General features: G+C 63.4%; 25 protein-coding genes. 23 read left to right on the forward strand and 2 right to left on the reverse strand.

Annotation, left to right across the window (positions count from 1 at the left end; genetic code table 11):
* Positions 1-111: 111 nt before the first annotated feature.
* From gyrA to FB598_RS02190, 23 genes are all read left to right on the forward strand, one after another.
* On the forward strand, positions 112-2,772 hold the full coding sequence (gene gyrA, locus FB598_RS02080) for a DNA gyrase subunit A (RefSeq protein ID WP_141912250.1): 2,661 nt from the start codon (positions 112-114) through the stop codon (positions 2,770-2,772).
* 62 nt (positions 2,773-2,834) lie between these two features.
* Positions 2,835-3,947, forward strand: a complete 1,113-nt coding sequence (gene serC, locus FB598_RS02085; RefSeq protein WP_141912253.1) for a 3-phosphoserine/phosphohydroxythreonine transaminase — start codon at positions 2,835-2,837, stop codon at positions 3,945-3,947.
* 120 nt (positions 3,948-4,067) lie between these two features.
* Complete coding sequence (pheA, locus tag FB598_RS02090; RefSeq protein ID WP_141912256.1) at positions 4,068-5,141, forward strand: prephenate dehydratase; 1,074 nt, start codon at positions 4,068-4,070, stop codon at positions 5,139-5,141.
* Positions 5,142-5,212: 71 nt separating this feature from the next.
* Positions 5,213-6,349: a histidinol-phosphate transaminase gene (gene hisC / locus FB598_RS02095; protein WP_141912259.1), complete on the forward strand. Its 1,137-nt coding sequence runs from the start codon at positions 5,213-5,215 to the stop codon at positions 6,347-6,349.
* Positions 6,350-6,356: 7 nt separating this feature from the next.
* A complete protein-coding gene (locus FB598_RS02100; RefSeq protein WP_141912262.1) occupies positions 6,357-7,244 on the forward strand; it encodes a prephenate dehydrogenase/arogenate dehydrogenase family protein in 888 nt (295 codons plus the stop codon).
* Positions 7,245-7,324: 80 nt separating this feature from the next.
* Positions 7,325-8,656, forward strand: a complete 1,332-nt coding sequence (gene aroA / locus FB598_RS02105) for a 3-phosphoshikimate 1-carboxyvinyltransferase (protein ID WP_141912265.1) — start codon at positions 7,325-7,327, stop codon at positions 8,654-8,656.
* Between the two features lie 63 nt (positions 8,657-8,719).
* Positions 8,720-9,388, forward strand: coding sequence for a (d)CMP kinase (gene cmk, locus FB598_RS02110; RefSeq protein ID WP_141912268.1), 669 nt, complete (start codon positions 8,720-8,722; stop codon positions 9,386-9,388).
* A gap of 247 nt (positions 9,389-9,635) precedes the next feature.
* The gene (gene rpsA / locus FB598_RS02115) at positions 9,636-11,351 is read left to right on the forward strand and encodes a 30S ribosomal protein S1 (protein ID WP_082221371.1); all 1,716 of its coding nucleotides are present in this window, start codon (positions 9,636-9,638) and stop codon (positions 11,349-11,351) included.
* 13 nt (positions 11,352-11,364) lie between these two features.
* Entirely contained in the window at positions 11,365-11,670 is a 306-nt protein-coding gene (locus tag FB598_RS02120; protein WP_006462119.1) for an integration host factor subunit beta, read from the forward strand.
* Positions 11,671-11,939: 269 nt separating this feature from the next.
* A complete protein-coding gene (locus tag FB598_RS02125; RefSeq protein ID WP_141912271.1) occupies positions 11,940-12,266 on the forward strand; it encodes a lipopolysaccharide assembly LapA domain-containing protein in 327 nt (108 codons plus the stop codon).
* A 44-nt stretch (positions 12,267-12,310) separates the two neighbouring features.
* On the forward strand, positions 12,311-12,532 hold the full coding sequence (locus FB598_RS02130) for a hypothetical protein (protein WP_141912274.1): 222 nt from the start codon (positions 12,311-12,313) through the stop codon (positions 12,530-12,532).
* Positions 12,522-13,697: a lipopolysaccharide assembly protein LapB gene (gene lapB, locus FB598_RS02135; RefSeq protein ID WP_141912278.1), complete on the forward strand. Its 1,176-nt coding sequence runs from the start codon at positions 12,522-12,524 to the stop codon at positions 13,695-13,697. The genes FB598_RS02130 and lapB overlap by 11 nt, the downstream gene beginning before the upstream one ends.
* 37 nt (positions 13,698-13,734) lie before the next feature.
* A complete protein-coding gene (locus FB598_RS02140; RefSeq protein ID WP_141912280.1) occupies positions 13,735-15,114 on the forward strand; it encodes a UDP-glucose/GDP-mannose dehydrogenase family protein in 1,380 nt (459 codons plus the stop codon).
* 1 nt (position 15,115) lies between these two features.
* A complete protein-coding gene (gene rfaE1 / locus FB598_RS02145; RefSeq protein WP_141912283.1) occupies positions 15,116-16,051 on the forward strand; it encodes a D-glycero-beta-D-manno-heptose-7-phosphate kinase in 936 nt (311 codons plus the stop codon).
* Between the two features lie 140 nt (positions 16,052-16,191).
* A complete protein-coding gene (locus FB598_RS02150; protein ID WP_141912285.1) occupies positions 16,192-16,542 on the forward strand; it encodes a helix-hairpin-helix domain-containing protein in 351 nt (116 codons plus the stop codon).
* A 143-nt stretch (positions 16,543-16,685) separates the two neighbouring features.
* Positions 16,686-18,737: a DNA polymerase III subunit gamma/tau gene (locus FB598_RS02155; protein WP_141912287.1), complete on the forward strand. Its 2,052-nt coding sequence runs from the start codon at positions 16,686-16,688 to the stop codon at positions 18,735-18,737.
* Positions 18,738-18,818: 81 nt separating this feature from the next.
* The gene (locus tag FB598_RS02160) at positions 18,819-19,145 is read left to right on the forward strand and encodes a YbaB/EbfC family nucleoid-associated protein (protein ID WP_141912290.1); all 327 of its coding nucleotides are present in this window, start codon (positions 18,819-18,821) and stop codon (positions 19,143-19,145) included.
* 124 nt (positions 19,146-19,269) lie between these two features.
* Positions 19,270-19,572: a YciI family protein gene (locus FB598_RS02165; RefSeq protein ID WP_141912292.1), complete on the forward strand. Its 303-nt coding sequence runs from the start codon at positions 19,270-19,272 to the stop codon at positions 19,570-19,572.
* 107 nt (positions 19,573-19,679) lie between these two features.
* A complete protein-coding gene (gene recR, locus FB598_RS02170; RefSeq protein WP_141912297.1) occupies positions 19,680-20,276 on the forward strand; it encodes a recombination mediator RecR in 597 nt (198 codons plus the stop codon).
* Between the two features lie 284 nt (positions 20,277-20,560).
* Positions 20,561-21,826, forward strand: coding sequence for a CaiB/BaiF CoA-transferase family protein (locus FB598_RS02175; protein ID WP_141912301.1), 1,266 nt, complete (start codon positions 20,561-20,563; stop codon positions 21,824-21,826).
* 121 nt (positions 21,827-21,947) lie between these two features.
* On the forward strand, positions 21,948-22,985 hold the full coding sequence (locus tag FB598_RS02180) for an ABC transporter substrate-binding protein (protein ID WP_141912305.1): 1,038 nt from the start codon (positions 21,948-21,950) through the stop codon (positions 22,983-22,985).
* Positions 22,986-23,190: 205 nt separating this feature from the next.
* Entirely contained in the window at positions 23,191-24,000 is an 810-nt protein-coding gene (locus FB598_RS02185) for an ABC transporter ATP-binding protein (RefSeq protein ID WP_141912307.1), read from the forward strand.
* Between the two features lie 14 nt (positions 24,001-24,014).
* Entirely contained in the window at positions 24,015-24,866 is an 852-nt protein-coding gene (locus FB598_RS02190; RefSeq protein ID WP_141912311.1) for an ABC transporter permease, read from the forward strand.
* A gap of 177 nt (positions 24,867-25,043) precedes the next feature.
* Here the strand turns inward: FB598_RS02190 and FB598_RS02200 are convergent, their stop codons facing one another.
* A complete protein-coding gene (locus FB598_RS02200) occupies positions 25,044-25,823 on the reverse strand; it encodes an AraC family transcriptional regulator (protein WP_141912315.1) in 780 nt (259 codons plus the stop codon).
* 117 nt (positions 25,824-25,940) lie between these two features.
* Positions 25,941-26,723: a 3-hydroxybutyrate dehydrogenase gene (locus FB598_RS02205; protein WP_141912319.1), complete on the reverse strand. Its 783-nt coding sequence runs from the start codon at positions 26,721-26,723 to the stop codon at positions 25,941-25,943.
* Positions 26,724-26,923: the final 200 nt, after the last annotated feature.

A 26,923-nucleotide genomic window follows, 5' to 3' on the forward strand; every position in this document is an offset into this window, starting at 1 on the left:
CAGGTGGTTCAGCCCTGCGGCATGCTAGAATGCACTGTTCAGATTACGTCCAAGGGCATGGCCCGCCCGGTATGGTTTTTTTAAGACCGGGAAACATCTTTCGACTCTCCAATGGATCAATTCGCTAAAGAAACCATCCCCATTTCCCTCGAAGAAGAGATGCGCAAGAGTTACCTCGATTACGCCATGAGCGTGATCGTGGGACGGGCACTGCCGGATGTGCGCGACGGCTTGAAGCCGGTACACCGCCGCGTGCTGTACGCGATGCATGAGATGAACAACGTGTGGAACCGCCCGTTCGTCAAATGCGCCCGCGTGGTCGGCGAAGTCATGGGCAAGTACCACCCGCACGGCGACGCCTCGATCTATGACACGCTGGTGCGCATGGCGCAGGATTTCTCGCTGCGCTACACGCTGGTGGACGGCCAGGGCAACTTCGGCTCGATCGACGGCGACGGCGCCGCGGCGATGCGTTACACCGAGTGCCGCCTGGACAAGATCGCCAACGAACTGCTGGCCGATATCGAAAAGGAAACCGTCGATTTCGTGCCCAACTACGACGGCAAGGAAAAGGAACCCTCGGTCCTGCCGACGCGTATCCCGAACCTGCTGGTCAACGGCTCCTCCGGCATCGCCGTGGGCATGGCCACCAACATCCCGCCGCACAATATCACCGAAGTCATCAACGCCGCGCTGCACCTGCTGGGCAATGCCGACTGCACCATCGATGAACTCATCGAGCTGGTTCCGGCGCCCGACTTCCCGACCGGCGGCATCATCTACGGCGTCTCCGGCGTGCGCGACGGTTATCGCACCGGCCGCGGCCGCGTGATCATGCGCGCCAAGACCCACTTCGAGGAATTCGGGCGCGAAGGCCGTACCGCCATCATCGTCGACGAGCTGCCCTACCAGGTCAACAAGAAGGCGCTGCTGGAACGCATCGCCGAGCTGGTGCGCGACAAGAAGCTGGAAGGCATTTCCGACATGCGCGACGAGTCCGACAAGTCGGGCATGCGCGTGGTCATCGAGTTGAAGCGCGGTGAAGTGCCGGAAGTGGTGCTCAACAACCTGTACAAGCAGACCCAGTTGCAGGACACCTTCGGCATGAACATGGTGGCGCTGGTCGATGGCCAGCCGCGCCTGCTGAACCTGAAGCAACTGCTGGAATGCTTCCTGTCGCACCGCCGCGAGGTGGTCACCCGCCGTACCGTGTTCGAGCTGCGCAAGGCGCGCGAACGCGGCCACGTGCTGGAAGGCCTGGCGGTTGCGCTGGCCAACATCGACGATTTCATCGCCATCATCCGCGCCGCGCCCACGCCGCCGATCGCCAAGACCGAGCTGATGGCGCGCGCCTGGGATTCGTCGACCGTGCGCGAGATGCTGGCGCGCGCAGGCGAAACCAATGAAGGCGGCATCGAGGCCTTCCGTCCGGAAAGCCTGCCGGCCCATTACGGCATCCAGTCCGACGGGCTGTACAAGCTGTCCGACGAGCAGGCCCAGGAAATCCTGCAGATGCGCCTGCAACGCCTGACCGGCCTGGAGCAGGACAAGATCGTCAATGAGTACAAGGACGTGATGGCGCAGATCGCCGATCTGCTCGACATCCTGTCCAAGCCGGCGCGCGTGACCGCGATCATCACCGACGAGCTCAATGCCGGCAAGAACGACTACGGCATCGGCGCCAAGGACGAGCGCCGTTCGACCATCGAACTCAATGCCACCGACCTCGGCACGGAAGACCTGATCACGCCGCAGGACATGGTCGTGACGCTGTCGCACACCGGTTACATGAAGTCGCAGCCGGTCTCCGAATACCGCGCGCAAAAGCGCGGCGGCCGCGGCAAGCAGGCCATGGCGACCAAGGATGACGACTGGATCGACCAGCTCTTCATCGCCAATACGCACGACTACATCCTGTGCTTCTCCAACCGCGGCCGCCTGTACTGGCTGAAGGTGTGGGAAGTGCCGCAGGGTTCGCGCAACTCGCGCGGCAAGCCGATCGTCAACATGTTCCCGCTGCAGGACGGCGAGAAGATCACCGTGGTGCTGCCGTTGTCGGGCGAGAACCGGACCTTCCCGGAAGACCGCTACGTGTTCATGGCGACCAGCCTGGGCACTGTCAAGAAGACCCCGCTGTCGGACTTCAGCAATCCGCGCAAGGCCGGCATCATCGCGGTCGACCTTGACGAGGGCGACTTCCTGATCGGCGCCGCGCTGACCGATGGCGCGCATGACGTGATGCTGTTCTCCGATTCCGGCAAGGCGGTGCGCTTCGACGAGAACGACGTGCGTCCGATGGGCCGCACCGCGCGCGGCGTGCGCGGCATGAACCTGGAAGAAACGCAGCAGGTCATCGCCCTGCTGGTGGCCGAGAACGAGCAGCAGTCGGTGCTGACCGCGACCGAGAACGGTTTCGGCAAGCGTACCCCGATCACCGAGTACACCCGCCACGGCCGCGGCACCAAGGGCATGATCGCGATCCAGACCAGCGAGCGCAACGGCAAGGTCGTGGCCGCTACCCTGGTCGAGCCGACCGACGAGATCATGCTGATCACGACCGGCGGCGTGCTGATCCGCACCCGCGTATCGGAGATCCGCGAAATGGGCCGCGCCACCCAGGGCGTGACCCTGATCGCGGTGGAAGACGGCACCAAGCTGTCGGGCCTGCAGCGCGTGGTCGAATCGGATGTCGAGGACGAGCGCGGCGAAACTGCCGAAGGCGCGGAAGGGACGGAAGCTGCCGGTGGCGAAACACCCGCCGCAGACGCGTAATACGTTGCAACGCAAGGCGGTTCATATCAGGTGAGCCGCCTTTTTTGATTGTGATCGCAGATATGGTTTACAACTTTTCCGCCGGCCCGGCGGTATTGCCCAAGGAAGTGCTGCAGCAGGCAGCCGATGAAATGCTGGACTGGCATGGCAGCGGCATGTCCGTGATGGAGATGAGCCATCGCGGCAAGGAATACATGTCCATCATCGAGGCGGCATTGGCCGATGTGCGCGATCTGCTGGCGGTGCCCTCGAACTACAAGGTGCTGTTCCTGCAGGGCGGGGCGATCGCCGAGAACGCCATCATCCCGATGAACCTGGCGGCGCTGCGTTCTCCTGCCGGCCAGCATGCGCCGGGCGTGGCCGACTACATCAACACCGGTTCGTGGTCGACCAAGTCGATCAAGGAGGCGGCCCGTTACTGCACCGTCAACGTCGCCGCTTCGTCGGCCGACCACAAGTTTTCCAGCATCCCGGCGCGTGCCGACTGGGCATTGTCGAAGGATGCGGCCTACGTCCACATCTGCAGCAATGAGACCATCGACGGCGTCGAATACCAATACACGCCGGATGTGGCCGTCGACACCAACGGCGCGCCGCTGGTGGCCGACATGTCCTCGCACATCCTGTCGCGCGAGGTCGACGTGTCGAAGTACGGCGTCATCTACGGCGGCGCCCAGAAGAACATCGGCCCGGCCGGCGTGACCATCGTCATCGTGCGCGAGGACCTGCTGGGCCACGCGCTGCCGATCTGTCCCTCGGCCTTCGACTGGAAGATCGTGGCCGACAACGACTCCATGTACAACACCCCGCCGACCTACGCGATCTATATCGCCGGCCTGGTGTTCCAGTGGTTGAAGCGCCAGGGCGGCGTGGCGGCGATGGAACAGCGCAACATCGTCAAGGCCGAACTGCTGTACGGCTATCTCGACGGCACCGATTTCTACAGCAACCGTATTGCAAAAGATTGCCGTTCGCGGATGAACGTGCCGTTCTTCTTGCGCGACGAGTCGCTGAATGACGCATTCCTCGCCGGCGCCAAGGAGCGCGGGCTGCTGCAGCTGAAAGGCCACAAGTCGGTCGGCGGCATGCGCGCATCGATCTACAACGCGATGCCGATCGAGGGCGTACAGGCCCTGGTCGATTACCTCAAAGAATTCGAACGCAAGCACGGCTGATTTTTGCCTGCGGGCGGGCCGCTTTCCCGGTGCGGCGATGGCTGCCGCCGGATAGCGGCGCCATGCCGTCACCTGCGCAAGGCAGGGCGGGGCGCAAGCCATTGAACAAGAAAGAGCGAAATGAGTGACGACAAGTTGCTGCCACTGCGCCAGAAAATCGATGCCATCGATGCGCAGATTCTCGACCTGCTGAACCAGCGCGCCCGCGTCGCGCAGGAAGTGGGCCATGTCAAGGCCGAGACCAACGCGCCGGTGTTCCGTCCCGAGCGCGAGGCGCAGGTGCTGCGCCGCGCGGCCGAGCGCAATCCCGGCCCCTTGCAGGGCGCCGATATCCAGACCATTTTCCGTGAAGTGATGTCGGCTTGCCGCGCGCTGGAAAAGCGCGTGGTGGTCGCCTATCTCGGCCCGGCCGGCACGTTCAGCGAACAGGCCGTCTACCAGCAGTTTGGCCACGCGATCGAGGGGCTGCCTTGCGTCTCCATCGATGAAGTGTTCCGCGACGCCGAGGCCGGCACCGCCGATTTTGGCGTGGTGCCGATCGAGAACTCTTCCGAAGGCGTGATCAACCGCACGCTGGACCTGCTGCTGCAGACGACGCTGACCATCAGCGGCGAGGTGGCGATTCCGGTGCACCACAGCCTGATGACCAAGGGCGGCAGCATGGACGGCGTGACCCGCATCTGCGCCCACTCGCAGGCGCTGGCGCAGTGCAACGCCTGGCTCAACCAGAATTACCCGGGTATCGAGCGCCAGGCCGTGGCGTCGAATGCCGAAGCGGCGCGCATGGCAGGCGAAGACCCAGGCGTGGCGGCCATTGCCGGCGAGATCGCCGGGCAGAAATACAGCTTGCAGACCGTCAATGCCCATATCCAGGACGACCCGCACAACCGCACGCGCTTTGCCATCATCGGCCGCCTGCGCACCGCGCCTTCCGGCCGCGACCAGACGTCCATCGTGCTGTCGGTGCCCAACAAGGCCGGCGCGGTGTATAACCTGCTGGCGCCGCTGGCCAGGCACGGCGTGTCGATGACGCGCTTCGAGTCGCGCCCGGCGCGCATGGGGGCGTGGGAGTATTACTTCTACGTCGACCTCGAAGGCCACGAGCAGGACGAGAAGGTCGCGCAGGCGCTGGCCGAGCTGAAGCAGAACGCGGCTTTCTTCAAGCTGCTGGGCTCGTATCCGCTGGGCCTGTAAGCGATACCGACGACGATTGACGAACATCGTGCCGCCCAGGCGGCGCACCCTCATTTTCCGGAAAGACCAGTATGTCCAAACAATTTGCACCCGCTCAGTTAGCACCCGCTCAGTTAGGACCCGATTACGTCCGCGCCATCGCGCCCTACCAGGCCGGCAAGCCGATTGCCGAAGTGGCGCGCGAATTCGGACTGGACGAGGCCGCCATCGTCAAGCTGGCTTCCAACGAAAACCCGCTGGGCATGCCCGAGTCGGCCAAGCTGGCGATGCAGCAGGCAGTGGCCGAACTGGGCCGTTATCCGGACGCCAACGGTTTCGAACTGAAGGCCGCCATCAGCGCCAAGTACGATGTGCCGCAAAGCTGGATCACGCTGGGCAACGGCAGCAACGATATCCTTGAGATCGCCGCGCACGCCTTCGTGCAGCCGGGCCAGTCGGTGGTGTATGCGCAGTACGGTTTCCTGGTCTATGCGCTGGCCACGCAGGCGGTCGGCGCGCGCGCCATCGAAGTGCCGGCCAAGGATTTCGGCCACGATCTGCCAGCAATGGCCAAAGCGATCGCCGCCGACACCCGCTTGGTCTACCTGGCCAACCCCAACAACCCGACCGGCACCTTCGTGTCTGCCGCTGAACTGGAAACGTTCCTGAAGTCGGTGCCGCCCGAGGTGGTGGTGGTGCTGGACGAAGCCTACAACGAATACCTGGCCGCCGAGCACCAGTACGAATCGACGGCATGGGTGCGCCAGTTCCCGAATCTGGTGGTCTCGCGCACCATGTCCAAGGCCTATGGCCTGGCCGGCCTGCGCGTCGGTTTCGCCATCGCGCAGCCGGAGGTGACCGACCTGATGAACCGCATCCGCCAGCCGTTCAACGTCAACTCGCTGGCGCAGGCGGCCGCGGTGGCCGCCCTCAATGACAAGGCCTTCCTGCAGAAGAGCGCCGAAATCAACAGCGCCGGCTACCGCCAGCTTACGGCCGCGTTCGACGAACTGGGCCTGCGCTATGTGCCGTCCTACGGCAACTTCGTGCTGGTCAAGGTCGGCGAGGACGACGGCGCCGGGGCGCGGGTCAACCTGGCCTTGCTGAAAAAGGGCATCATCGTGCGCCCGGTGGGCAACTACGGCTTGCCGCAATGGCTGCGCATCTCGATCGGCCTGCCGCAAGAGAACGCCGCTTTCATCGCCGCCCTGAAAACCGTCCTTGCCTGAGTCCGCCGTGTTCAAAAAGGTTGTCATTTTCGGCGTCGGCCTGATCGGCGGATCCTTCGCGCTGGCGTTGCGCCATGCCGGTAAAGTCGAACAGATCGTCGGCGTCGGCCGCTCGCCGGCGAGCCTGGCGCGCGCCCGGGAGCTGGGCATCATCGATACGGTCGCCACCGATGCGGCGCTCGCCGTCGACGGCGCCGACCTGATCCTGCTGGCCGCTCCGGTTGCGCAGACGGAAGCCATCCTCGCCGCCATCGCGCCGCACCTGCCGGCTGGCGCCATCGTGACCGATGCCGGCAGCACCAAAGGCGACGTGGTCGCCGCCGCGCGCAAGTCGCTGGGCGGCAAGATCGGGCAGTTCGTGCCGGGCCACCCGATCGCCGGACGCGAGATGCACGGCCCGGAAGCGGCATTGGCCGACCTTTATGTAGGCAAGAAGGTGGTGCTCACCGCCTTGCCGGAAAACCGGGCCGACGATGTCGAACGCGTGGCTGCCGCCTGGCGGGCCTGCGGTGCGCTCATCCATCGTCTCTCGCCGCAAGAGCATGACGCGGTATTCGCCTCGGTCAGCCACTTGCCGCACGTGTTGGCTTTCGCGCTGGTCGACGACATCGCCGGCAAGCCGCATGCGGCCACGCTGTTCCAGTATGCCGCCAGCGGCTTTCGCGATTTCACGCGCATCGCCGGCTCGTCGCCGGAAATGTGGCGCGACATCACGCTGGCCAACCGCGACGCCTTGCTGACCGAAGTCGATGCCTATCTGGCCCAGCTCACATCGATGCGGCAGATGATCGCCGACAGCGACGGCGCCGCGCTGGAGAAGATCTACGCCAGCGCCCGGCATGCCCGGCTGCAATGGGCCGCGGCCATCGAAGCTGCCGAGCGCAAGGAATCCTGAGGCCACGCCCGCCGCGGCTACAATGCATCATCCGCCGCACCTGCGGCGCTTGTGACGATAAACCTTCATTCCCGATCCCGATGAAACAGCCTTCCTATCCCCGCCATATCGATCTCGCGCCGGTGCCGCATGTGCAGGGCACGGTCAAGCTGCCGGGCTCCAAGAGCATTTCCAATCGCATCCTGCTGCTGGCGGCGTTGTCCGGCGGCACTACCCGCATTTTCGACCTGCTGGCCTCCGACGACACGCTGGTCATGCTGATGGCCTTGCAGACGCTGGGCGTGAAATGGGAGCAGGTCGAGGGCACCCAGGATTACATCGTGCATGGCGTCAACGGCGTGCTGCCGGTGCACCAGGCCGACCTGTTCATGGGCAATGCCGGCACCGCGATCCGTCCGCTGACGGCGGCGCTGGCGGTGCTGGGCGGCGACTACACGCTGCATGGCGTGCCGCGCATGCACGAGCGGCCGATCGGCGACCTGGTCGATGCGCTCAATGCGGTCGGTATGCGCATCGAATACACCGGCAACCCCGGCTATCCGCCGCTGCATATCCGCCGCGGCACGCTCAATTCGCACCGCATGAAGGTGCGCGGCAACGTCTCCAGCCAGTTCCTGACGGCGCTGCTGATGGCCGCGCCCTTGATGGCGCGCGACGAGCCGATGTCGGTTGAGGTGGTGGGCGAACTCATTTCCAAGCCCTATATCGAGATCACGCTGAACCTGATGCGCCGTTTCGGCGTCGAGGTCGAGCGCCAGGGCTGGCAGCAGTTCACGCTCAAGCCGGGCCAGCATTACCGCAGCCCGGGCAGCATCCATGTCGAGGGCGATGCCTCCTCGGCTTCCTACTTCCTGGCCGCAGGCGCGATTGCCGGCGGCCCGATCCGCGTCGAAGGCGTCGGTCGCGACAGCATCCAGGGCGACGTGCGTTTCGTCGAAGCGTTGCAGCAAATGGGGGCGAACATCAGCATGGGCGAAAACTGGATCGAGGCGTCGGCCAATGGCCCGTTGAAAGCCATCGACGCCGACTTCAATCACATTCCCGACGCCGCCATGACCATCGCGGTGGCCGCGCTGTATGCGGATGGCCCCAGCACCTTGCGCAACATCGGCAGCTGGCGCGTCAAGGAAACCGACCGTCTGGCGGCCATGGCCATCGAGCTGCGCAAGCTGGGCGCCGAGGTGGAGGAGGGCGCGGATTACCTCAAGGTGACGCCGCCGGCCGCTATCGGCACGGCCGCCATCGATACCTATGACGACCATCGCATGGCGATGTGTTTTTCGCTGGCATCGCTGGATGGCGTGTTGCGCCGCGGCAACCATATCCGCATCAATGACCCCAAGTGCGTGGCCAAGACCTTTCCGGACTACTTCGCGGTCTTCCAAAGGATTGCCGAGCAAATCTTGATCTGATAAACCCTTTTCAAGGGTTTGTATCCCGTTATTGACGTAAATTATTTTCACAGACAGGTTTGCATGGAAAAGGCAAAAATTCCGGTTATCGCCATCGATGGCCCGACCGCATCCGGCAAGGGCACCGTGGCCCAGAAAGTGGCCCAGCAACTGGGCTTCCATTATCTGGATTCCGGGGCGCTGTATCGCCTGACGGCGCTATCGGTTCTGCGGCGCGATATCGCGCTCAACGACGAGCACGCGCTGGCCAAGGCGGCCGAGCACCTGCATTGCCATTTCGACGGCGCCCATATTTTTCTTGCCAACGAGGATGTGACCCAGGCCATCCGGGCCGAGGAAGTCGGCAATACGGCATCGAAGATTGCGGCATTGACAACGGTTCGCCAGGCCCTGTACGGCCTGCAACTGGGCTTTCGCCAGCCGCCCGGCTTGGTGGCGGACGGGCGCGACATGGGCACGGTGATCTTTCCGAATGCCCGCCTGAAGGTGTTTTTGACCGCCAGTGTGGCGGCGCGCGCATCCCGGCGTTATAAGCAATTGATTGACAAGGGTTTTTCTGCTAATATCGACGACCTTTCGAGGGATTTGGAGGAGCGGGACGAACGCGACATGAGCCGCGCGTCGGCGCCTTTGAAGCCAGCGGAAGGCGCATATCACCTGGATACCTCGGATATGACCGCTGATGAAGCGGTGCAGCAGGTGCTCGGTTGGTACGCTGCCCTGGGTCATTGAAGCATGTAATAAAGCATGTAATACGGCCCGCATGCGACTGTCGCGCTTGATTTACCGGCATGGCAGGCGCATATGGGGCAGAGGCAAGTTGCAGTACCCGTAGTGCCATTGGTGCCCGGCAGATGCAAAGTCTGGCGGGTGTTGATAAACCTAACCCAATATTTCATGCCATCCCGGCAACGAGGGCGGCAGTGCAAGGCGGTCTGATTGCATCGACGAATATTGGCAAAATCTTTCTTTTTCTCATATGTCTACCACTACCGTTATCGCTGCAGGTGTTGATACCGCCAGCGAATTTGCTGCTCTGTTTGAAGAATCGCTGTCGCGTCAGGACATGCGTTCGGGTGAAGTCATCTCCGCAGAAGTCGTCCGTCTCGACCACAACTTCGTGATCGTCAACGCCGGCCTGAAGTCGGAAGCTTTCATCCCTGTTGAAGAATTCAAGAACGACAACGGCGAAGTCGAAGTCAATGTCGGCGACTTCATCTCCGTTGCGATCGAATCGCTGGAAAACGGCTTCGGCGACACCATCCTGTCGCGCGACAAGGCCAAGCGTCTGGCATCGTGGCTCTCGCTGGAAAAGGCGATGGAGTCCGGCGAGATCGTCACCGGCACCGTCAACGGCAAGGTCAAGGGCGGCCTGACTGTCCTGACCAACGGCATCCGCGCCTTCCTGCCGGGTTCGCTGGTCGACACCCGTCCGGTCAAGGACACCACCCCGTTCGAAGGCAAGACCCTGGAATTCAAGGTCATCAAGCTGGACCGCAAGCGCAACAACGTGGTGCTGTCGCGCCGCGCCGTGATCGAAGCCTCGATGGGCGAAGAGCGCGCCAAGCTGATGGAAACCCTGAAGGAAGGCACAGTCGTCACCGGTATCGTCAAGAACATCACCGACTACGGCGCGTTCGTCGACCTGGGCGGCATCGATGGCCTGCTGCACATCACCGACCTGGCATGGCGTCGTGTGCGTCACCCGTCGGAAGTCCTGTCGGTCGGTCAAGAGATCACCGCCAAGGTCCTCAAGTACGATCAGGAAAAGAACCGCGTCTCGCTGGGCGTCAAGCAACTGGGCGACGATCCGTGGACCGGCCTGTCGCGTCGCTACCCGCAAGGCACCCGCCTGTTCGGCAAGGTCACCAACCTGACCGACTACGGTGCGTTCGTTGAAGTCGAGCAAGGCATCGAAGGCCTGGTGCACGTCTCCGAAATGGACTGGACCAACAAGAACGTGGCGCCGAACAAGGTTGTCCAGCTGGGCGACGAAGTCGAAGTCATGGTCCTGGAAATCGACGAAGAGCGTCGCCGTATCTCCCTGGGCATGAAGCAGTGCAAGCCGAATCCTTGGGACGACTTCGCCGTGAGCCACAAGAAGGGCGACAAGGTCAAGGGTTCGATCAAGTCGATCACCGACTTCGGCGTGTTCATCGGCCTGACCGGCAACATCGACGGCCTGGTGCACCTGTCCGACCTGTCCTGGACCGAAGCCGGCGAAGAAGCCGTGCGCAAGTTCAAGAAGGGCGACGAACTGGAAGCTGTCGTGCTGGCGATCGACGTCGAGCGCGAGCGCGTTTCCCTGGGCGTGAAGCAACTGGAAGGCGACCCGTTCAACAACTTCGCCGCCCTGAACGACAAGGGTGCGATCGTGACCGGTACCGTCAAGTCGGTGGAGCCGAAGGGCGCCGTGATCCAGCTCAACGATGAAGTCGAAGGCTACCTGCGTGCATCCGAAATCTCCCGCGACCGCGTGGAAGATGCCGGTACCCACCTGAAGGTCGGCGACGCCGTCGAAGCCCTGGTCATCAACATCGACCGCAAGGCACGCAGCATCCAGCTGTCGATCAAGGCCAAGGACAACGCCGAGACCCAGGAAGCCATGCAGAAGATGTCGGCCGACTCCAACGCTGCTTCGGGCACCACCAGCCTGGGCGCGCTGCTGAAGGCCAAGCTCGATAACAAGAACTGATTCTTCGGGCCACATGACAAAGTCGGAGCTGATTGCCCGCTTGGCTGAGCGTTATCCGCAACTGGTTGCAAAGGATGCGGATTACGCGGTCAAAACCATACTCGATGCGATGGTCGACGCGCTTGCGACCGGGCAGCGCATTGAGATCCGTGGTTTTGGCAGCTTTGCGCTGAATCGCCGTCCGCCGCGCATCGGCCGCAATCCCAAGTCCGGCGACAAGGTGATGGTCCCTGAAAAACGGGTTCCTCACTTCAAGCCGGGTAAGGAATTGCGCGAGCGCGTGGATGCGATGGTCGGACAGCCTATTCGAGAGGATTGAACCGGCTGTCATTGTCCCGCAGGCAGTACTTGAGCAACATCCGTTGGTCAGCCCGGCCCTGAAACTTCATGAAGGATGGGTGTAAAGGCTTATCAACAAAATGAACGGCATCTTTGGATGCCGTTTTTTTTCACGTACAATTTCGTTACCTCTTTGAACAGGTTCTGACATGCACGCCTGCGACCGCCGCAAGGCGCCCTGATCCGGCGCAAGGCGCATGAACAAGCTTCACCCCATACTATCGACCAGCCCAAAAAAGGATAAGCGCCATGAAAATAATCTCCCGGTTGATTGCGGCCATCCTGTTCGTCTGCTTCTTTTTCTTCGCGCTGCGCAATACCCAGGAAGTCACGCTGCATTTCTTCCTCGGCTATGAGCGTACCGACCCGCTGGTGCTGGTCCTGCTCGCGTTCTTCGTGGTCGGCGCCATTCTCGGCGTGCTGGCCATGACGCCCATCGTGTTCCGCCATCGCCGCGAAGCGGCGCGCTACAAGAAGGCGCTGACCCAGATCCAGAAGCAACAGGAAGAGATCGCTCAGGCCCAGGCGCAGCCGCCGCAGCCCGACAGCGTGATCATGGCGCAGCACATCCTTTAACCTAGATTCAGCAGTTGACCGCTTGCTATCCCTTGGAAAGCCGCATGAACACAAGCATTATCTGTATCAATACCGCTCACCTTGCTGGTGAGAGCGCTATGCCTTCTCCGGCACCGCGCTCGCCGCGCCATGCGGCGTTGCTCCTCCTTGCGCACATTAAGTGCGCCGCGTCGTCGCGCCTTGCCTGGCACGCCGATCACGGCGCCGGCGAAGGCATTCAACTGCTGAATCTAGGTTTAATTTTCCCCTCTCGTCATGGAATTTGAATTCTGGTGGTTGCTCGGTATTCCTGTCTTCTTCGGATTGGGATGGATTGCCGCGCGGGTTGATATCAACCAACTGTTGTCCGAGTCGCGCACATTGCCGCGCGGCTATTTCAAGGGGCTGAATTTCCTGCTCAACGAACAGCCCGACAAGGCCATCGACGCCTTCATCGAAATCGTCAAGCTCGATCCCGAAACGGTGGACCTGCATTTCGCATTGGGCAACCTGTTCCGCCGCCGCGGCGAGACCGAACGCGCCATCCGCGTCCACCAGAACCTGCTGGCGCGCCCGGACCTGCCGGCCGAACACCACGGCCATGCGCTGTATGAACTGGGCCAGGATTACCTCAAGGCCGGCCTGCTGGATCGCGCTGAAGAGAGCTTCAACAAGCTCATCGATACGCAATACAGCGCCCAGGCCGGCCGCGCGCTGCTGGAAATCTACCAGCGCGAAAAGGAATGGACGCGCGCCATTTCCGCCGCCGAGATCCTGCAAGCCACCGGCGCCGGCGGTCGCCAGCGCGAGATCGCCCAGTTCTATTGCGAACTGGCCGCCGATGAACTGGTGCGCACCAATGCCGATGCCGCCATCGCGCTGCTGGACAAGGCCCTGGCCACCGACCGCAAGAGCGTGCGCGCCACCATGCTGATGGGCGATGCGCTGCGCGCCAAGGGCGACATCGCAGGCGCGCTGGAAGCCTGGCGCCGGGTCGAACACCAGAGCGTGCCGCATACGGCGCTGGTGGCGCAGCGCCTGATGGACGGCTATATCGCCATCGGCCGTCCGCAGGAAGGCATCAACCTGCTGCGTGCCTACCTGGCTGAAGCGCCTTCCATCGACCTGCTGGAAGTGGTGTTCAAGGCCGTGCTCGATGCCGAGGGCGTCGAAGCGGCCAACAACCTGGTCAGCGAAGAACTGCGCCGCACCCCCACGCTGCTGGGCCTGGACAAGTTCCTGGAAGCGCGCATGATGACCGCGCCGCTGAGCGTGCGGCCGGAGCTGTCGGTGGTCAAGACCCTGGTGCACGGCTATACCCAGAAGCTGGCCCGCTACCAGTGCAGCCATTGCGGCTTCAAGGCGCGCCAGTTCTACTGGCAGTGCCCCGGCTGCAGCCGCTGGGAAACCTACCCGCCGCGCCGCACTGAAGAGCTCAACGTCATGAACTGAGGCGTGAGAACGCCAACTTTTTGAATCTGGATCCACTATGAAAATCACCATCATCGGCACCGGCTACGTAGGCCTGGTGACCGGCGCTTGCCTGGCCGAGCTGGGTAACGACGTGTTTTGCCTGGATGTCGACCAATCCAAGGTCGATATCCTCAACAACGGCGGCATCCCGATCCATGAGCCGGGCCTGGAAGACGTGGTGGCGCGCAACCGCGCCGCCGGCCGCCTGCAGTTTTCCACCGACATCGCCGCCAGCGTGGCGCATGGCGAGATCCAGTTCATCGCCGTCGGCACGCCGCCCGATGAAGACGGTTCCGCCGACCTGCAATACGTGCTGGCGGCAGCCCGCAACATCGGCCGCTACATGGACGGTTTCAAGGTGGTGGTCGACAAGTCCACCGTGCCGGTCGGCACTGCCGACCGCGTCAAGGCGGCCATTGCGGATGAGCTGGCCAGGCGCGGCCAGTCCGACGCCAGTTTCTCGGTGGTCTCCAATCCCGAATTCCTGAAAGAGGGCGCGGCGGTGGAAGACTTCATGCGCCCCGACCGCATTGTCATCGGCCACGACCAGACGCCCGAAGGGCAGCGCGCCTACGCGCTGATGAAAAAGTTGTACGCCCCCTTCAACCGCAACCACGAGCGCACCTTCTGGATGGACGTGCGCTCGGCCGAATTCACCAAGTACGCGGCCAACGCGATGCTGGCCACCCGCATCTCGTTCATGAACGAGTTGGCCAACCTGGCCGACAAGGTCGGCGCCGACATCGAGGCGGTGCGCCACGGCATCGGTTCCGACCCGCGCATCGGCCACAGTTTCCTGTATGCCGGCTGCGGTTATGGCGGTTCCTGCTTCCCGAAGGACGTGCAGGCGCTGGAACGCACCGCGCGCGACTACGGCCAGGATCTGCTGATCCTGCGCGCGGTCGAGCAGGTCAACGATCTGCAAAAGCATGTGCTGGGCAAGAAGGTGGTCCAGCGTTTCGGCGAGGATCTGTCGGGCAAGCGCTTCGCGATCTGGGGCCTGGCTTTCAAGCCCAATACCGATGACATGCGCGAAGCTTCTTCGCGCGTGCTGGTGGGCGAACTGGTGCGCCGCGGCGCGACCGTATCGGTGTACGACCCGGTGGCGATGAAGGAAGCGCAGCGCGTACTCAAGCTGGACTGCGCCGACGACGCCAAGCTGTTCGAGCGCATCAGCTTCGCGGCCAATCCGATGGCGGCGCTGGAGGGCGCCGATGCGCTGGCCATCGTGACCGAATGGAAGGCCTTCCGCAGCCCAGATTTCGACCGCGTCAAGGTGGCCTTGAAGAACCCCGTGATTTTCGACGGCCGCAACCTGTTCGAACCGCAAGTGATGGCCGACAGCGGCATCGAGTATTACGGCATCGGCCGTTCCATCCTGACCCGTGGACAATAAGATGAGCATGGATATCGCAGCAGCCTGGAATTCCGCCCGCATCCTGATCGTGGGCGACGTGATGCTGGACCGTTACTGGTTCGGCGAAGTCAACCGCATCTCACCGGAAGCGCCGGTGCCGGTGGTGCGCGTGGAGCGCAAGGAAGAGCGCCTGGGCGGCGCCGCCAACGTGGCGCGCAATACCGCCAGCCTGAGTGCGCAGACGGCGCTTTTGGGCGTGACCGGCGACGACGAGCCGGCGCGCGTGGTGGAAGGCATGCTGGGCGAGATGGGCATCAGCAGCCATCTCAACCGCGACGCCACCATCTCCACCATCGTCAAGCTGCGCGTGATCGGCCGCCAGCAACAGCTGGTGCGCATCGACTTCGAGGAAGCGCCCACCGACACCGTGCTGCGCGACAAGCTGACGCAGTTCAATTCGCTGGTCGGCAACTACGACGTCATCGTCTTTTCCGATTACGCCAAGGGCAGCCTGGTCAACGTGGCGGAGATGATCGCCGCCGCGCGCGCGCTGGGCAAGCGCATCCTGGTTGACCCCAAGGGCGACGATTTCAAGCGCTACGCGGGCGCCAGCATCCTGACGCCGAACAAGTCCGAGCTGGTGCGCATCGTCGGCCAGTGGAAAAACGAAGAAGACCTCACCGCGCGCGCCCAGAACCTGCGCGCTTCGCTCAACCTGGAGGCATTGCTGTTGACCCGTTCCGAGGAAGGCATGAGCTTGTACCAGGAGGGCGACGTGCAGCATTTCCCGACCATGGCGCGCGAAGTGTTCGACGTCTCCGGCGCGGGCGACACCGTCATCGCCACGCTGGCGGTCATGCTGGGCGCCGGCGCTTCGCTGGTCGATGCGGTTGCCATGGCCAATCGCGCCGGCGGCATCGTCGTCGGCAAGCTGGGGACGGCGACCGTCACGCGCGATGAGTTGCTGGCAGGCTGAATCGGGCGCTGATTTTTCAACGGTCATTTCTCGTTATATTTCTGTCAACGCAGGTCTTGAGGTCACGTTAGCACAGGCAGTTGCATCCCATGGTGCAACTGCCTTTTGTTTTCAGACCTCAATTTTGAAAGGAACCTGATATGTTGAAGAAATTTCTATTGTTCATCGCTACCGCTTTGATGGCCGCCGGCTTCGCTTTCGCCCAGGTGGACGTCAACAAGGCCGACCAGGCCGCGCTTGACGGCATTCGCGGCATCGGGCCGGCCATGTCCAAGCGTATCCTCGAAGAACGCCAGAAGGGCGGCAGCTTCAAGGATTGGGACGACCTCCAGAACCGCGTCAAGGGCATCAAGGAAAAGAGCGCGGCCAAGTTGTCGGCCAATGGCCTGACCGTCAATGGCAAGTCCAGGCCGGAGGCTTCCGGCCAGCCGGCCAAGGGCGGCAAGGCAGCGCCGGCCGGCGACAAGCCGGCGGAAACCGCCAAGAAGTAACCGCGGGCAACCGGGCAATCCCGTTTTGGCGGGATTGCCGTTTTTGGCGTGCATCTCAGGACGCGACCACGTCAAAGGCGATGCCGGCGGCGAAATAGAATAAAATGCCCACCTGAGCCAAAAAGCCGACCGCCGCCATCGTCATGTCCTATCAAGTTCTCGCCCGCAAGTACCGTCCCCGCAGTTTCGACACCCTGGTAGGCCAGGAGCACGTCGTGCGCGCGCTGACGCATGCGCTGGAGCAACAGCGGCTGCACCACGCCTACCTGTTCACCGGCACCCGCGGCGTGGGCAAGACCACGCTTTCGCGCATCCTGGCCAAGTCGCTCAACTGCGTCGGCACGGACGGCAACGGCGGCATTACCGCCGCGCCCTGCGGCGTGTGCGAGGCTTGCGTGGCCATCGATGCCGGGCGATTTGTCGACTACATCGAAATGGACGCGGCCTCCAACCGCGGCGTCGATGAAATGGCGCAGTTGCTGGAGCAGGCGGTCTATGCGCCGTCCAATGCCCGTTTCAAGGTCTACATGATCGACGAAGTGCACATGCTGACCAACCACGCCTTCAACGCCATGCTGAAGACGCTGGAGGAGCCGCCCGCGCACATCAAGTTCATCCTGGCCACCACCGACCCGCAAAAGATCCCGGTGACCGTGTTGTCGCGCTGCCTGCAATTCAACCTGAAGCAGATGCCGCCGGGCCACATCATCGGCCACCTCGACAACATCCTGAACCAGGAAGGCATCGAATTCGACCCGCCGGCCTTGCGCCTGCTCGCGCAAGGCGCTTCCGGCTCCATGCGCGACGCGTTGTCGCTGACCGACCAGGCGATCGCCTATGCCGCCGGCAAGGTCACGCTGGAAGCGGTGCAGGGCATGCTGGGCGCGCTCGACCAGTCCTACCTGATCCGTATCCTCGACGCCCTGGCGGCGCAAGATGGCGCGGCCCTGCTCGGCGTGGCCGACGACATGGCCGCGCGCAGCCTGTCCTATAACGCCGCCTTGCAGGACCTGGGCACCTTGTTGCACCAGGTTGCGCTGGCGCAGAGCGTGCCGGCGGCACTGGCCGACGATGTGCCCAACCGTGAAGACATCCTGCGCCTGTCGTCCCAGTTCAGTCCCGAGCATGTGCAGCTGTTCTACCAGATCGCCGTGCATGGCCGCAATGAGCTGGGCCTGGCGCCCGACGAATACGCCGGCTTTTCCATGACGCTTTTGCGCATGCTGGCCTTCCGGCCGGTCAGCGCGAACGCCGCGGCGCCGGTACCGGCAGCCGGTGGCGCACCGGGGCCGCGTCCGCCCGCTGCGCGCCAGGCGGCGCCCCTGGTCGCGCCACAAGCGGCGGTGACCAGTGCGCCTGTGGTCCGTGCGCCGGTGGCCCCTGCGCCAGCGGCGCCGGCAGCGCGACCCGCACCCTCCGCGGCCCCCGCCGCCGCGCCGAGTTCGGCCCGCGAAGCTGCATTGATGGCCGCGCGCGCGTCTATCGGCAAGAATGGCAAGGCGCCCTCTGCGCCGCGTCCGGCTGCGCCAGTACCCGCTCCTGCGCCCGCAGCCGCGCCTGTGGCATCTGCCGCGCCGGAGATGCCGCCATCCATGCCGGAACCGCCGCCATTCGATTCCATGCCGCCGTGGGAAGAGGATGCGATGCCGGCCGGCATCGACGCTCAAAAAAAAACTGAATACTCCCGCCCGCCAGACGTAAGCGAAGAGGCTTTTGCCCCCGCACCGCCTGCGGTGCCAGCCGCGCCGCAGCGCCCCGCGGCGACGCCTGCCCAGAAGCAGGAAACCCTGCGTATCGCCGCCGATCTCGGTTGGGACGGCCACTGGCCCAGCCTGGCCGCCAGCCTGCCGCTGCGCGGGGTGGTGCACCAGATGGCGTTCCAGAGCGAGCTGGTGCGCTGCGAAAGCCTGGCCGGCGGCAATGTCTGCTTCCATCTGCGCATCCCGCTGGAGACGCTGCGTTCCTCCGGCAGCGTGGAAAAGCTGATGGCGGCGCTGTCGGAACGCTTCGGCCGCGAAGTGCGCGTGGAAACCGAGATCGGCGCCGTGGCCGACACCGCCAACGCGGTGGCCGAAGCCGACCGCGCCGAGCGCCAGCGCAAGGCCGAACAAAAGATGCAGAACGATCCCTTCGTGCTGTCCATGATGCGCGAGTTCGGCGCCTCGATTGTGCCGGGATCGATACATCCCTTATGATCCGGGGCCGACGGCGAATTCGCCGGGGCCGCGGGCAAACAAGATAGAATTCCGTGAATTGAAAGATGAAGGAGCAATGCGATGATGAAAGGTCAATTGGCAGGTCTGATGAAGCAAGCGCAGGCCATGCAGGACAACATGAAGAAAATGCAGGACCAGCTGGCGCAGATCGAAGTCGAAGGCCAGTCCGGCGCCGGCCTGGTCAAGGTCGTCATGTCCTGTAAGAACGACGTCAAGCGCGTTTCCATCGATCCGTCGCTGCTGGCCGATGACAAGGACATGCTGGAAGACCTGGTCGCCGCCGCGTTCAACGACGCAGTGCGCAAGGCCGAAGCCACCAGCCAGGAAAAGATGGCCAGCGTCACCGCCGGTATGCCGATGCCCCCGGGCTTCAAGATGCCGTTCTGATCGCCTGGCAGCCGGGCAAGTGCGCATGCCGGCGCGCCTTGCCCGATGATGTGCATGCGCCGGCGCAGGGATGTTGTCGCAACGATGTCCGGCAGGATGGCAGGAACCGCATTGTGGAGGGAACATGTTCATTATCTCGATCACGTACACCAAGCCGGCGAGCGAAATCGACAGCCTGTTGACCGCGCACAAGAAATTCCTCAACCAGCAGTATGCGGACGGCGTGTTCCTGATGTCGGGCCGCAAGGTGCCGCGCACCGGCGGCATCATTCTGGCGGATGCATCGGACCGTGCCGAAATGGAGGCGATCATCGAACTCGATCCCTTTTACATCGCCGGCGTGGCCGAGTATGAAATAATCGAATTTGTCCCCTCGATGACGGCGGAGGCGCTGGAGGCCTTCCGCTATTCGGTTGACCGCAATTAAACCTGGTTGACCGCTTGCTATCATTTGGAGAGTCGTATCAAAACAAGCATTGACAGTATCGATAGCGTTTCCCGTGTGGGCGAACGCATTCAACTGCAGGATCCAGGTTGAAAACTCCATCCAGTCTCACCCTGCTGACCGAATCGCTGCGCAAGCTTCCCGGCATCGGCCCCAAGACCGCGCAGCGCATGGCCTATCATCTCTTGCAGCATGACCGCGACGCCGCGCTCGGGCTGAGCAAGTCGCTGGCCCACGCGCTCGACACCATCCGCCATTGCGCGCTGTGCAATACCTTCACCGAGCAAGTCATCTGCGAAACCTGCCAGGATCCGCAGCGCGACCACACGCTCCTGTGCGTGGTCGAGTCGCCGTCCGACCAGATGATGATCGAGCAGACGCTCACCTACAAGGGACTGTATTTCGTGCTCATGGGGCATCTCTCGCCGCTGGACGGCATCGGCCCGCGCGACATCCATCTTGAAAAGCTGATCACCCGCGCCACCGACGGCGTGGTGGCCGAAGTGGTGTTGGCCACCAATTTCACCAATGAAGGCGAAGCCACCGCCCACTACATCAGCGAGACGCTCAAGGCGCGCGGCCTCAAGGCCAGCCGCCTGGCGCGCGGCGTGCCGGTCGGCGGCGAGCTGGAATACGTGGATGCGGGCACCATCGCGCGCGCCATGCTGGACCGGCGCAGCACCTGATCGCGCAACCCAACGGATCTTCTGATGAAAAATTTGCGCCCGTAAAAGATCTTGAAAGGCGCGACAGCGGCTGCCCGCTGCAATAGAATAGGCAGCTTGCCGGCTGGCACGTACGATGTCAGGCAATATGGCGGCGCAACATGCCTGCGTCTGCGCAGACATCGGCGCACAGGCACGGAACGAACGATGGACGCGGGCCGCAGAGCCCGCTCCGGCAATAAGACAAATGAGGAGAACACCGGAACCGCGCCCCATGCGCGAGCGCAGCATCCGGTGCATGAACAATGACGACAACCGCATCCAACCAGGAAAACGCCGCACGTCCCGGCCCGCTGGCAGGCGTCAAGGTGCTCGAACTCGGCACCTTGATTGCCGGCCCTTTCTGCTCGCGCATGCTGGCCGAGTTCGGCGCCGATGTCATCAAGGTCGAGGCGCCCGAGAACGGCGATCCGCTGCGCCAGTGGCGCGTGCTGAAGGACGGCACTTCGCTGTGGTGGTCGGTGCAGGCGCGCAACAAGAAAAGCCTCACCCTCAACATGAAGGACGAACGGGCCCAGGAAATCGCCCGCCAGCTGGCGCTGGAAGCCGATGTCATCATCGAGAACTACCGCCCCGGCGTGCTGGAGAAATGGAACCTCGGCTATGAGGCGCTGAAAAAACTCAACCCCGCCACCATCATGGTGCGCCTGTCCGGCTATGGCCAGACCGGCCCGCTGCGCGATTTGCCCGGTTTCGGCGCGATCGGCGAATCGATGGGCGGCATCCGCTACGTGTCGGGCCATCCGGACCGTCCGCCGGTACGCATCGGTATTTCCATCGGCGACTCCATCGCCGCGCTGCATGGCGTCATCGGCGCCATGATGGCGCTGCGCCACCGCGACGTCACCGGCGGCCGCTGGAACGGAAAATCCGGCGCCGACTGCGTGGCGGGGCAGGGCCAGATGGTGGATGTGGCGCTGTATGAAGCGGTGTTCAACATGATGGAATCGATGGTGCCCGAGTTCGACCACGCCGGCGTGGTGCGCGAGCGCACCGGCGGCGCGTTGCCGGGCATCGTGCCCTCCAATACCTACACTACCGGCGACGGCAAGAACATCGTCATCGCCGGCAACGGCGACGCCATCTTCAAGCGCCTGATGAGCGCCATCGGCCGCGACGACATGGCCAACGATCCCGGCCTGGCGCGCAACGACGGCCGCGTGCCGCGCACCGAGGAAATCGACGCCGTGATCCAGCAATGGTGCGATACGCAAACCATCGAGCAGGCGCTGGCCACGTTGCAGGCGGCCGATGTCCCTGCAGGCAAGATCTATTCGGTCAGGGACATGATGGACGATGCCCAATTCCTGGCGCGCGGCATGTTCGAACAGCACCGTTTCGCCGACGGCACCCCGATCAAGTTACCGGCGATCACCCCCAAGCTGTCCGAAACCCCCGGCCAGACCAAATGGCTGGGTCCGGAGCTGGGCGCGCACAGCGATGAAATCCTGCGTTCGCTGGGGTATGATGATGCCCAAATTAAACGATTGCGCGAGGAGCGCGTGATCTGACAAATCCAGGCCAATAACAAGGGAGGCGCGAGCAGACGCCGCTACGGCGCGGCGCGCGTCCCGCCCAAGCCTGATACGCCGCAAGAACGAAGACGAAGCACCAATCCACGGAGGAGACATAATGAAATTAAGCTGGAAGCAGTTGATAATCGCTGCGGGCCTGTTTTTGGCCGGCTATTTTTCTTTCAATGGCGAGGCCTCGGCCCAGGCCCTGGAAAAGCCCAAGGTCTCGATCGCGGTGGGCGGCAAGAACCTTTTCTATTACCTGCCGCTGACCATTGCCGAACAGCTCGGCTATTTCAAGGATGAAGGCCTGCAGGTCGAGATCTCCGACTTCGCCGGCGGCGCCAAGGCGCTGCAGGCCATGGTGGGCGGCAGCGCCGATGTGGTCTCGGGCGCCTATGAACACACCATCAACATGCAGGTGAAGAACCAGCCCATCGAAGCCTTCGTGCTGCAAGGCCGCGCGCCGCAGATCGTGCTGGCCGCCAGCAACAAGACCATGCCCAACTACAAGAGCGTGGCCGACCTGAAGGGCAAGAAGATCGGCGTCACCGCGCCGGGCTCCTCGACCAGCATCATGGCCAGCTACGTGCTGGCCAAGGCCGGCCTGAAGCCGACCGACGTGTCCTTCATCGGCGTGGGCGCGGCAGCCGGCGCGATCGCGGCGATCCGCTCCGGCCAGATCGACGCCATCGCCAACCTGGACCCGGTCATCTCGATGCTGGAACAGCACAACGAGATCAAGGTCATCGCCGACACCCGCACCCTGAAAGACACCAACGACGTCTTCGGCGGCCCGATGCCGGCCGCCACCCTGTACGCGCCGGCGGCCTTCATCCAGAAGTACCCGAACACCACCCAGGCCCTGACCAACGCCATGGTGCGCGCCTTGAAGTGGATCCAGAAGGCCGGCCCGTCCGACATCATCAAGGCCGTGCCGGAAAGTTACCTGCTGGGCGACCGTTCGCTGTACATCGATGCCTTCATGAAGGTGCGCCAGGCCATCTCGCCGGACGGCTATTTCCCGCCGGGCGGCCCGGACACCGCGCTGCGCACGCTGAAGGCCTTCGAACCTTCGCTGGCCGACAAGCAGGTCGACCTGTCCAAGACCTTCACCAACGCGTTCGTGGCGAAGGCCAACGCCAAGTACAAATGAGGCGCAGGACAGCCTGATTCCCGTACAACGCGAATGGACGACAAATGCCCGGCAACGGGCATTTGTCCATCTGGCGCGGCGTAAAAGGGAAAGCGGCAGCGCAGCAATGCGTCGGCAAGCGCAGCACCAAAGAAGCAGGAACAGCAGTAAAACCAGGCAACACACGATCCATCAACCCGGGTTTGCCACATAGCCCGTACCAGTCATGACCCCAGCACTCTTTTTCGACGACATCACCTGCACCTTCATCTCGAAGGACGACCGATCGCAGCGCTACACCGCGGTCGCCAACACCACCCTGGCGATCGCGCCCGGCGAGTTCGTCTCCGTGGTCGGCCCGACCGGTTGCGGCAAGTCGACCTTGCTCAATGTCGGCGCCGGGCTGCTGCAGCCGTCGTCGGGCAGCGTCAAGATATTCGGCGAACCGCTGACCGGCATCAACAAGCGCGCCGGCTACATGTTCCAGAGCGAGGCGCTGATGCCCTGGCGCAGCGCCTTGCAGAACGTCATCGCGGGCCTGCAATACCGCGGCCACGATGAAAAAGAAGCCGAGCAACTGGGCGAACAATGGCTGGCGCGCGTGGGGCTGCAAGGTTTCGGCGACCGCTATCCGCACCAGCTCTCCGGCGGCATGCGCAAGCGCGTGGCGCTGGCGCAGACGCTGATCCTCGACCCCGACATCATCCTGATGGACGAGCCGTTCTCTGCCCTCGACATCCAGACCCGCCAACTGATGGAAAACGAAGTGCTGGACCTGTGGAACGCCAAGAAGAAGGCGGTGCTGTTCATCACCCACGACCTGGACGAGGCGATCGCCATGTCCGATCGCGTCATCGTGCTGGCAGCCGGTCCCGGCACCCATCCGATCGGCGAATTCAAGATCGACTTGCCGCGCCCGCGCGATGTGGCGGAAATCCGCACGCATCCGCGTTTCGTGGAACTGCACCAGCAGATCTGGAACGTCCTGCGCGATGAAGTGCTCAAGGGCTATCAACAACAAAAGCGCGCAGCGTAAGAAAGTCGCCGATCATGTGGAAATACCTGAAACCGAATCACAAGAACATCCGCTTCTGGCAACTGCTGGTGCTGGTGGTGGTGCTCATCGTCTGGCACGTCGCCACCCGCAATCCGCAGACCGCCTTCTTCTTCGGCGAGCCGATCAAGGTCGCGCAGCGCATCTGGGCGTGGTTCACGGTCGGCAGCGGTTCGCTGGAAGTGGGCTTCGGCGACTATACCTTCTTCACGCTGTCCTTCCCGGCCGAAATCTATTCGCACCTGCTGGTGACCCTGACCGAAACCGTGCTGGCCTTCATCATCGGCACCGTCTCCGGCCTTGGCATCGGCCTGTGGCTGGCGCTGTCGCCGACCGCCTCGGCCATCCTCGATCCCTACGTGAAGGCCGCCAACTCGATGCCGCGCGTGATCCTGGCGCCGATCTTCGCCATGTGGTTCGGCCTGGGCATCTGGTCCAAGGTGGCGCTGGCGGTCACGCTGGTGTTCTTCATCGTCTTCTTCAACGTCTATCAGGGCGTCAAGGAAGTCAGCCCGGTGGTGCTGGCCAATGCCCGCATGCTGGGCGCCAACGCGCGCCAGCTGCTGCGCACGGTATACCTGCCGTCGGCCACCTCGTGGGTGTTCTCCAGCCTGCATACTTCGATCGGCCTGGCCTTCGTCGGCGCCGTGGTGGGCGAGTACCTGGGCTCGGCGCGCGGCGTCGGCTACCTGATCCTGCAAGCCGAGGGCACCTTCGACATCAATACCGTGTTCGCCGGCATCGTCGTGCTGACGGTGTTCGCGCTGGTGCTCGACCTGGCCGTGGGCGTGATCGAGAAGCGCCTGATGAAATGGCAACCCAAGAGCGGCGAGACCGAGAAGCTCTGATGCCATTGCGCTGATTCCATGGCTTGGAGTCCATTGCTTGGAGTCCATTTTTCGTGCAAGTGGATGCAGGTCGCTAACCAGCGTAGCGGGAAAGTGAATGTGTTCAGTATCGATCATGCCAGCGGCATGCCGGCCGATGGGCCGACGCCGGTCGGCATCGTTTTCGTGAAATAAGCCTCAAGCCGTCGCGGCGTGTGCCGCGCGCCGGTAGGCGGCAGGCGTGGTGTCGCGCAGCTTGCGCATGGCATGGGAGAGGGCGCTCTGGTCGGTGTAGCCGCAGCGCAGGGCGATTTCGGACAAGGGCAGGGCGCTCGTGCTCAATAGTTCGCAGACGCGGCGCACGCGGACTTCGGCCAGCCAGGCGCGGGGCGAGGTAGCGATTTCTTGCTGGAACCATTCATGCAGGCGGCTGGGACTGATTGCCGCGGCCGCTGCCATGTCGGCCACCGCCCACGGCAGGCCGGGTTCGGCCTCGATCTTCGCCATCAATGCATGCAGCCGTGAGTGGGGGCGTGGCGTCGCCATCGCCAGGGTGTCCAGCAGCAGCGGCACCCAATGCTGCAATTGCGCCGGCGCCATCTTGTGTTGCTGCCCCATCGCCAGTGCCATGAAATCGACCAGCTTGCCGGCCGCCTGCGACAGCGGCATGAAGGGCCGCGGCGCCAGCCGTTCCATCAGTTCGGCGGTGAGCATCGACGGCGCCAGATCCAGGATGATGACGCTGTTGAGGCCAGCGGCGCTGGTGGCATGCCGGGCGTGCGGTTCCACAAAGGCGGCGTTGGCGGCGTCGGCCATGCCCTGGCGCCCGGCGATGTCGAGCTCGATTCGTCCCGATACCGGCAGCACCACCTGCGGGAAATCATGGCTGTGCGTGAGCGTCTCGGCGCGGTAGCTGCGCAGGTGCAGTTCGGCCGGCAGCTGGGTGGCACGGAGCGGTTCGGATGAAATTGCGGGCATGGCAATCCGGCAATAGCGGGGAGGGGGATGAAGCTGCCATGATAGCCGATAGCGCCTGGCAGGAAAAACGAAGCCGCCCACATGGGGCGGCTTGCCGGTGCCGGTAATGCCGGCGGCTTATTGCATATACCAGCCGTGGCTGACCACGACCGACTGGCCGGTCAGCGCATTGGTCGGGAAGGCGGCCAGGAACACGGCCGTCTGCGCCACATCCTGGGTGGTGGTGAATTCGCCGTCCACGGTGTCTTTCAGCATGATCTTCTTGACCACGTCGTCTTCGCTGATGCCGAATTCCTTGGCCTGTTCGGGAATCTGCTTTTCCACCAGCGGGGTGCGCACGAAGCCGGGGCAGATGACGTTGGAGCGGATCTTGTCCTTGGCGCCTTCCTTGGCCACCACCTTGGCCAGGCCCAGCAGGCCGTGCTTGGCGGTGACATACGGCGCCTTCAGCGGCGAGGCTTCGTGCGAGTGCACCGAACCCATATAGATGATCGAACCGCCGCGGCCTTGCTTGACCATCGCCTTCATCGCCGCGCGGGTGGTCAGGAAAGCGCCGTCCAGGTGGATCGCCAGCATCTTGCGCCAGTTGTCCAGCGAGAGATCGACCACCGGGCTGATGATCTGGATGCCGGCGTTGCTGATCAGCACGTCCAGTCCGCCGAAGGCGGCGACGGCGTCTGCCACGCCCTGGTTGACCTGGGCTTCGTCGGTGACGTTCATGGCGACGGCCATGGCGGTGCCGCCGGCCTTGACGATCTCATCGGCGGCGGCGCGGGCGGCGTCCAGCGCGAGGTCGGCGATCACCACCTTGGCGCCTTGCCTGGCGTATTCCTGGGCGATCTCCTTGCCGATGCCGCTGGCCGAGCCGGTGATCAGCGCGACTTTATCCTTGAGTAGCATATGTTTCCTTTTATGGTTCGAGTTGATGGACATGCGAAACGAAACTGACGCCGGACTGACGGCCGGGCCTGCAGCGGCGCCGGACACGATGCCGGTTCGATGATGCCTGTGCCGCAAAGTTCAGCGGCCGGCAGCCGTATCCCGGCGCTTCCCTGTGTCTCCGAAGCCCGGACGGCGCGCAGGTTCCAGGCATCCAACGC

This window comes from Herbaspirillum sp. SJZ106, from assembly GCF_006715495.1.
Taxonomy (GTDB): Bacteria; Pseudomonadota; Gammaproteobacteria; order Burkholderiales; family Burkholderiaceae_D; genus Herbaspirillum.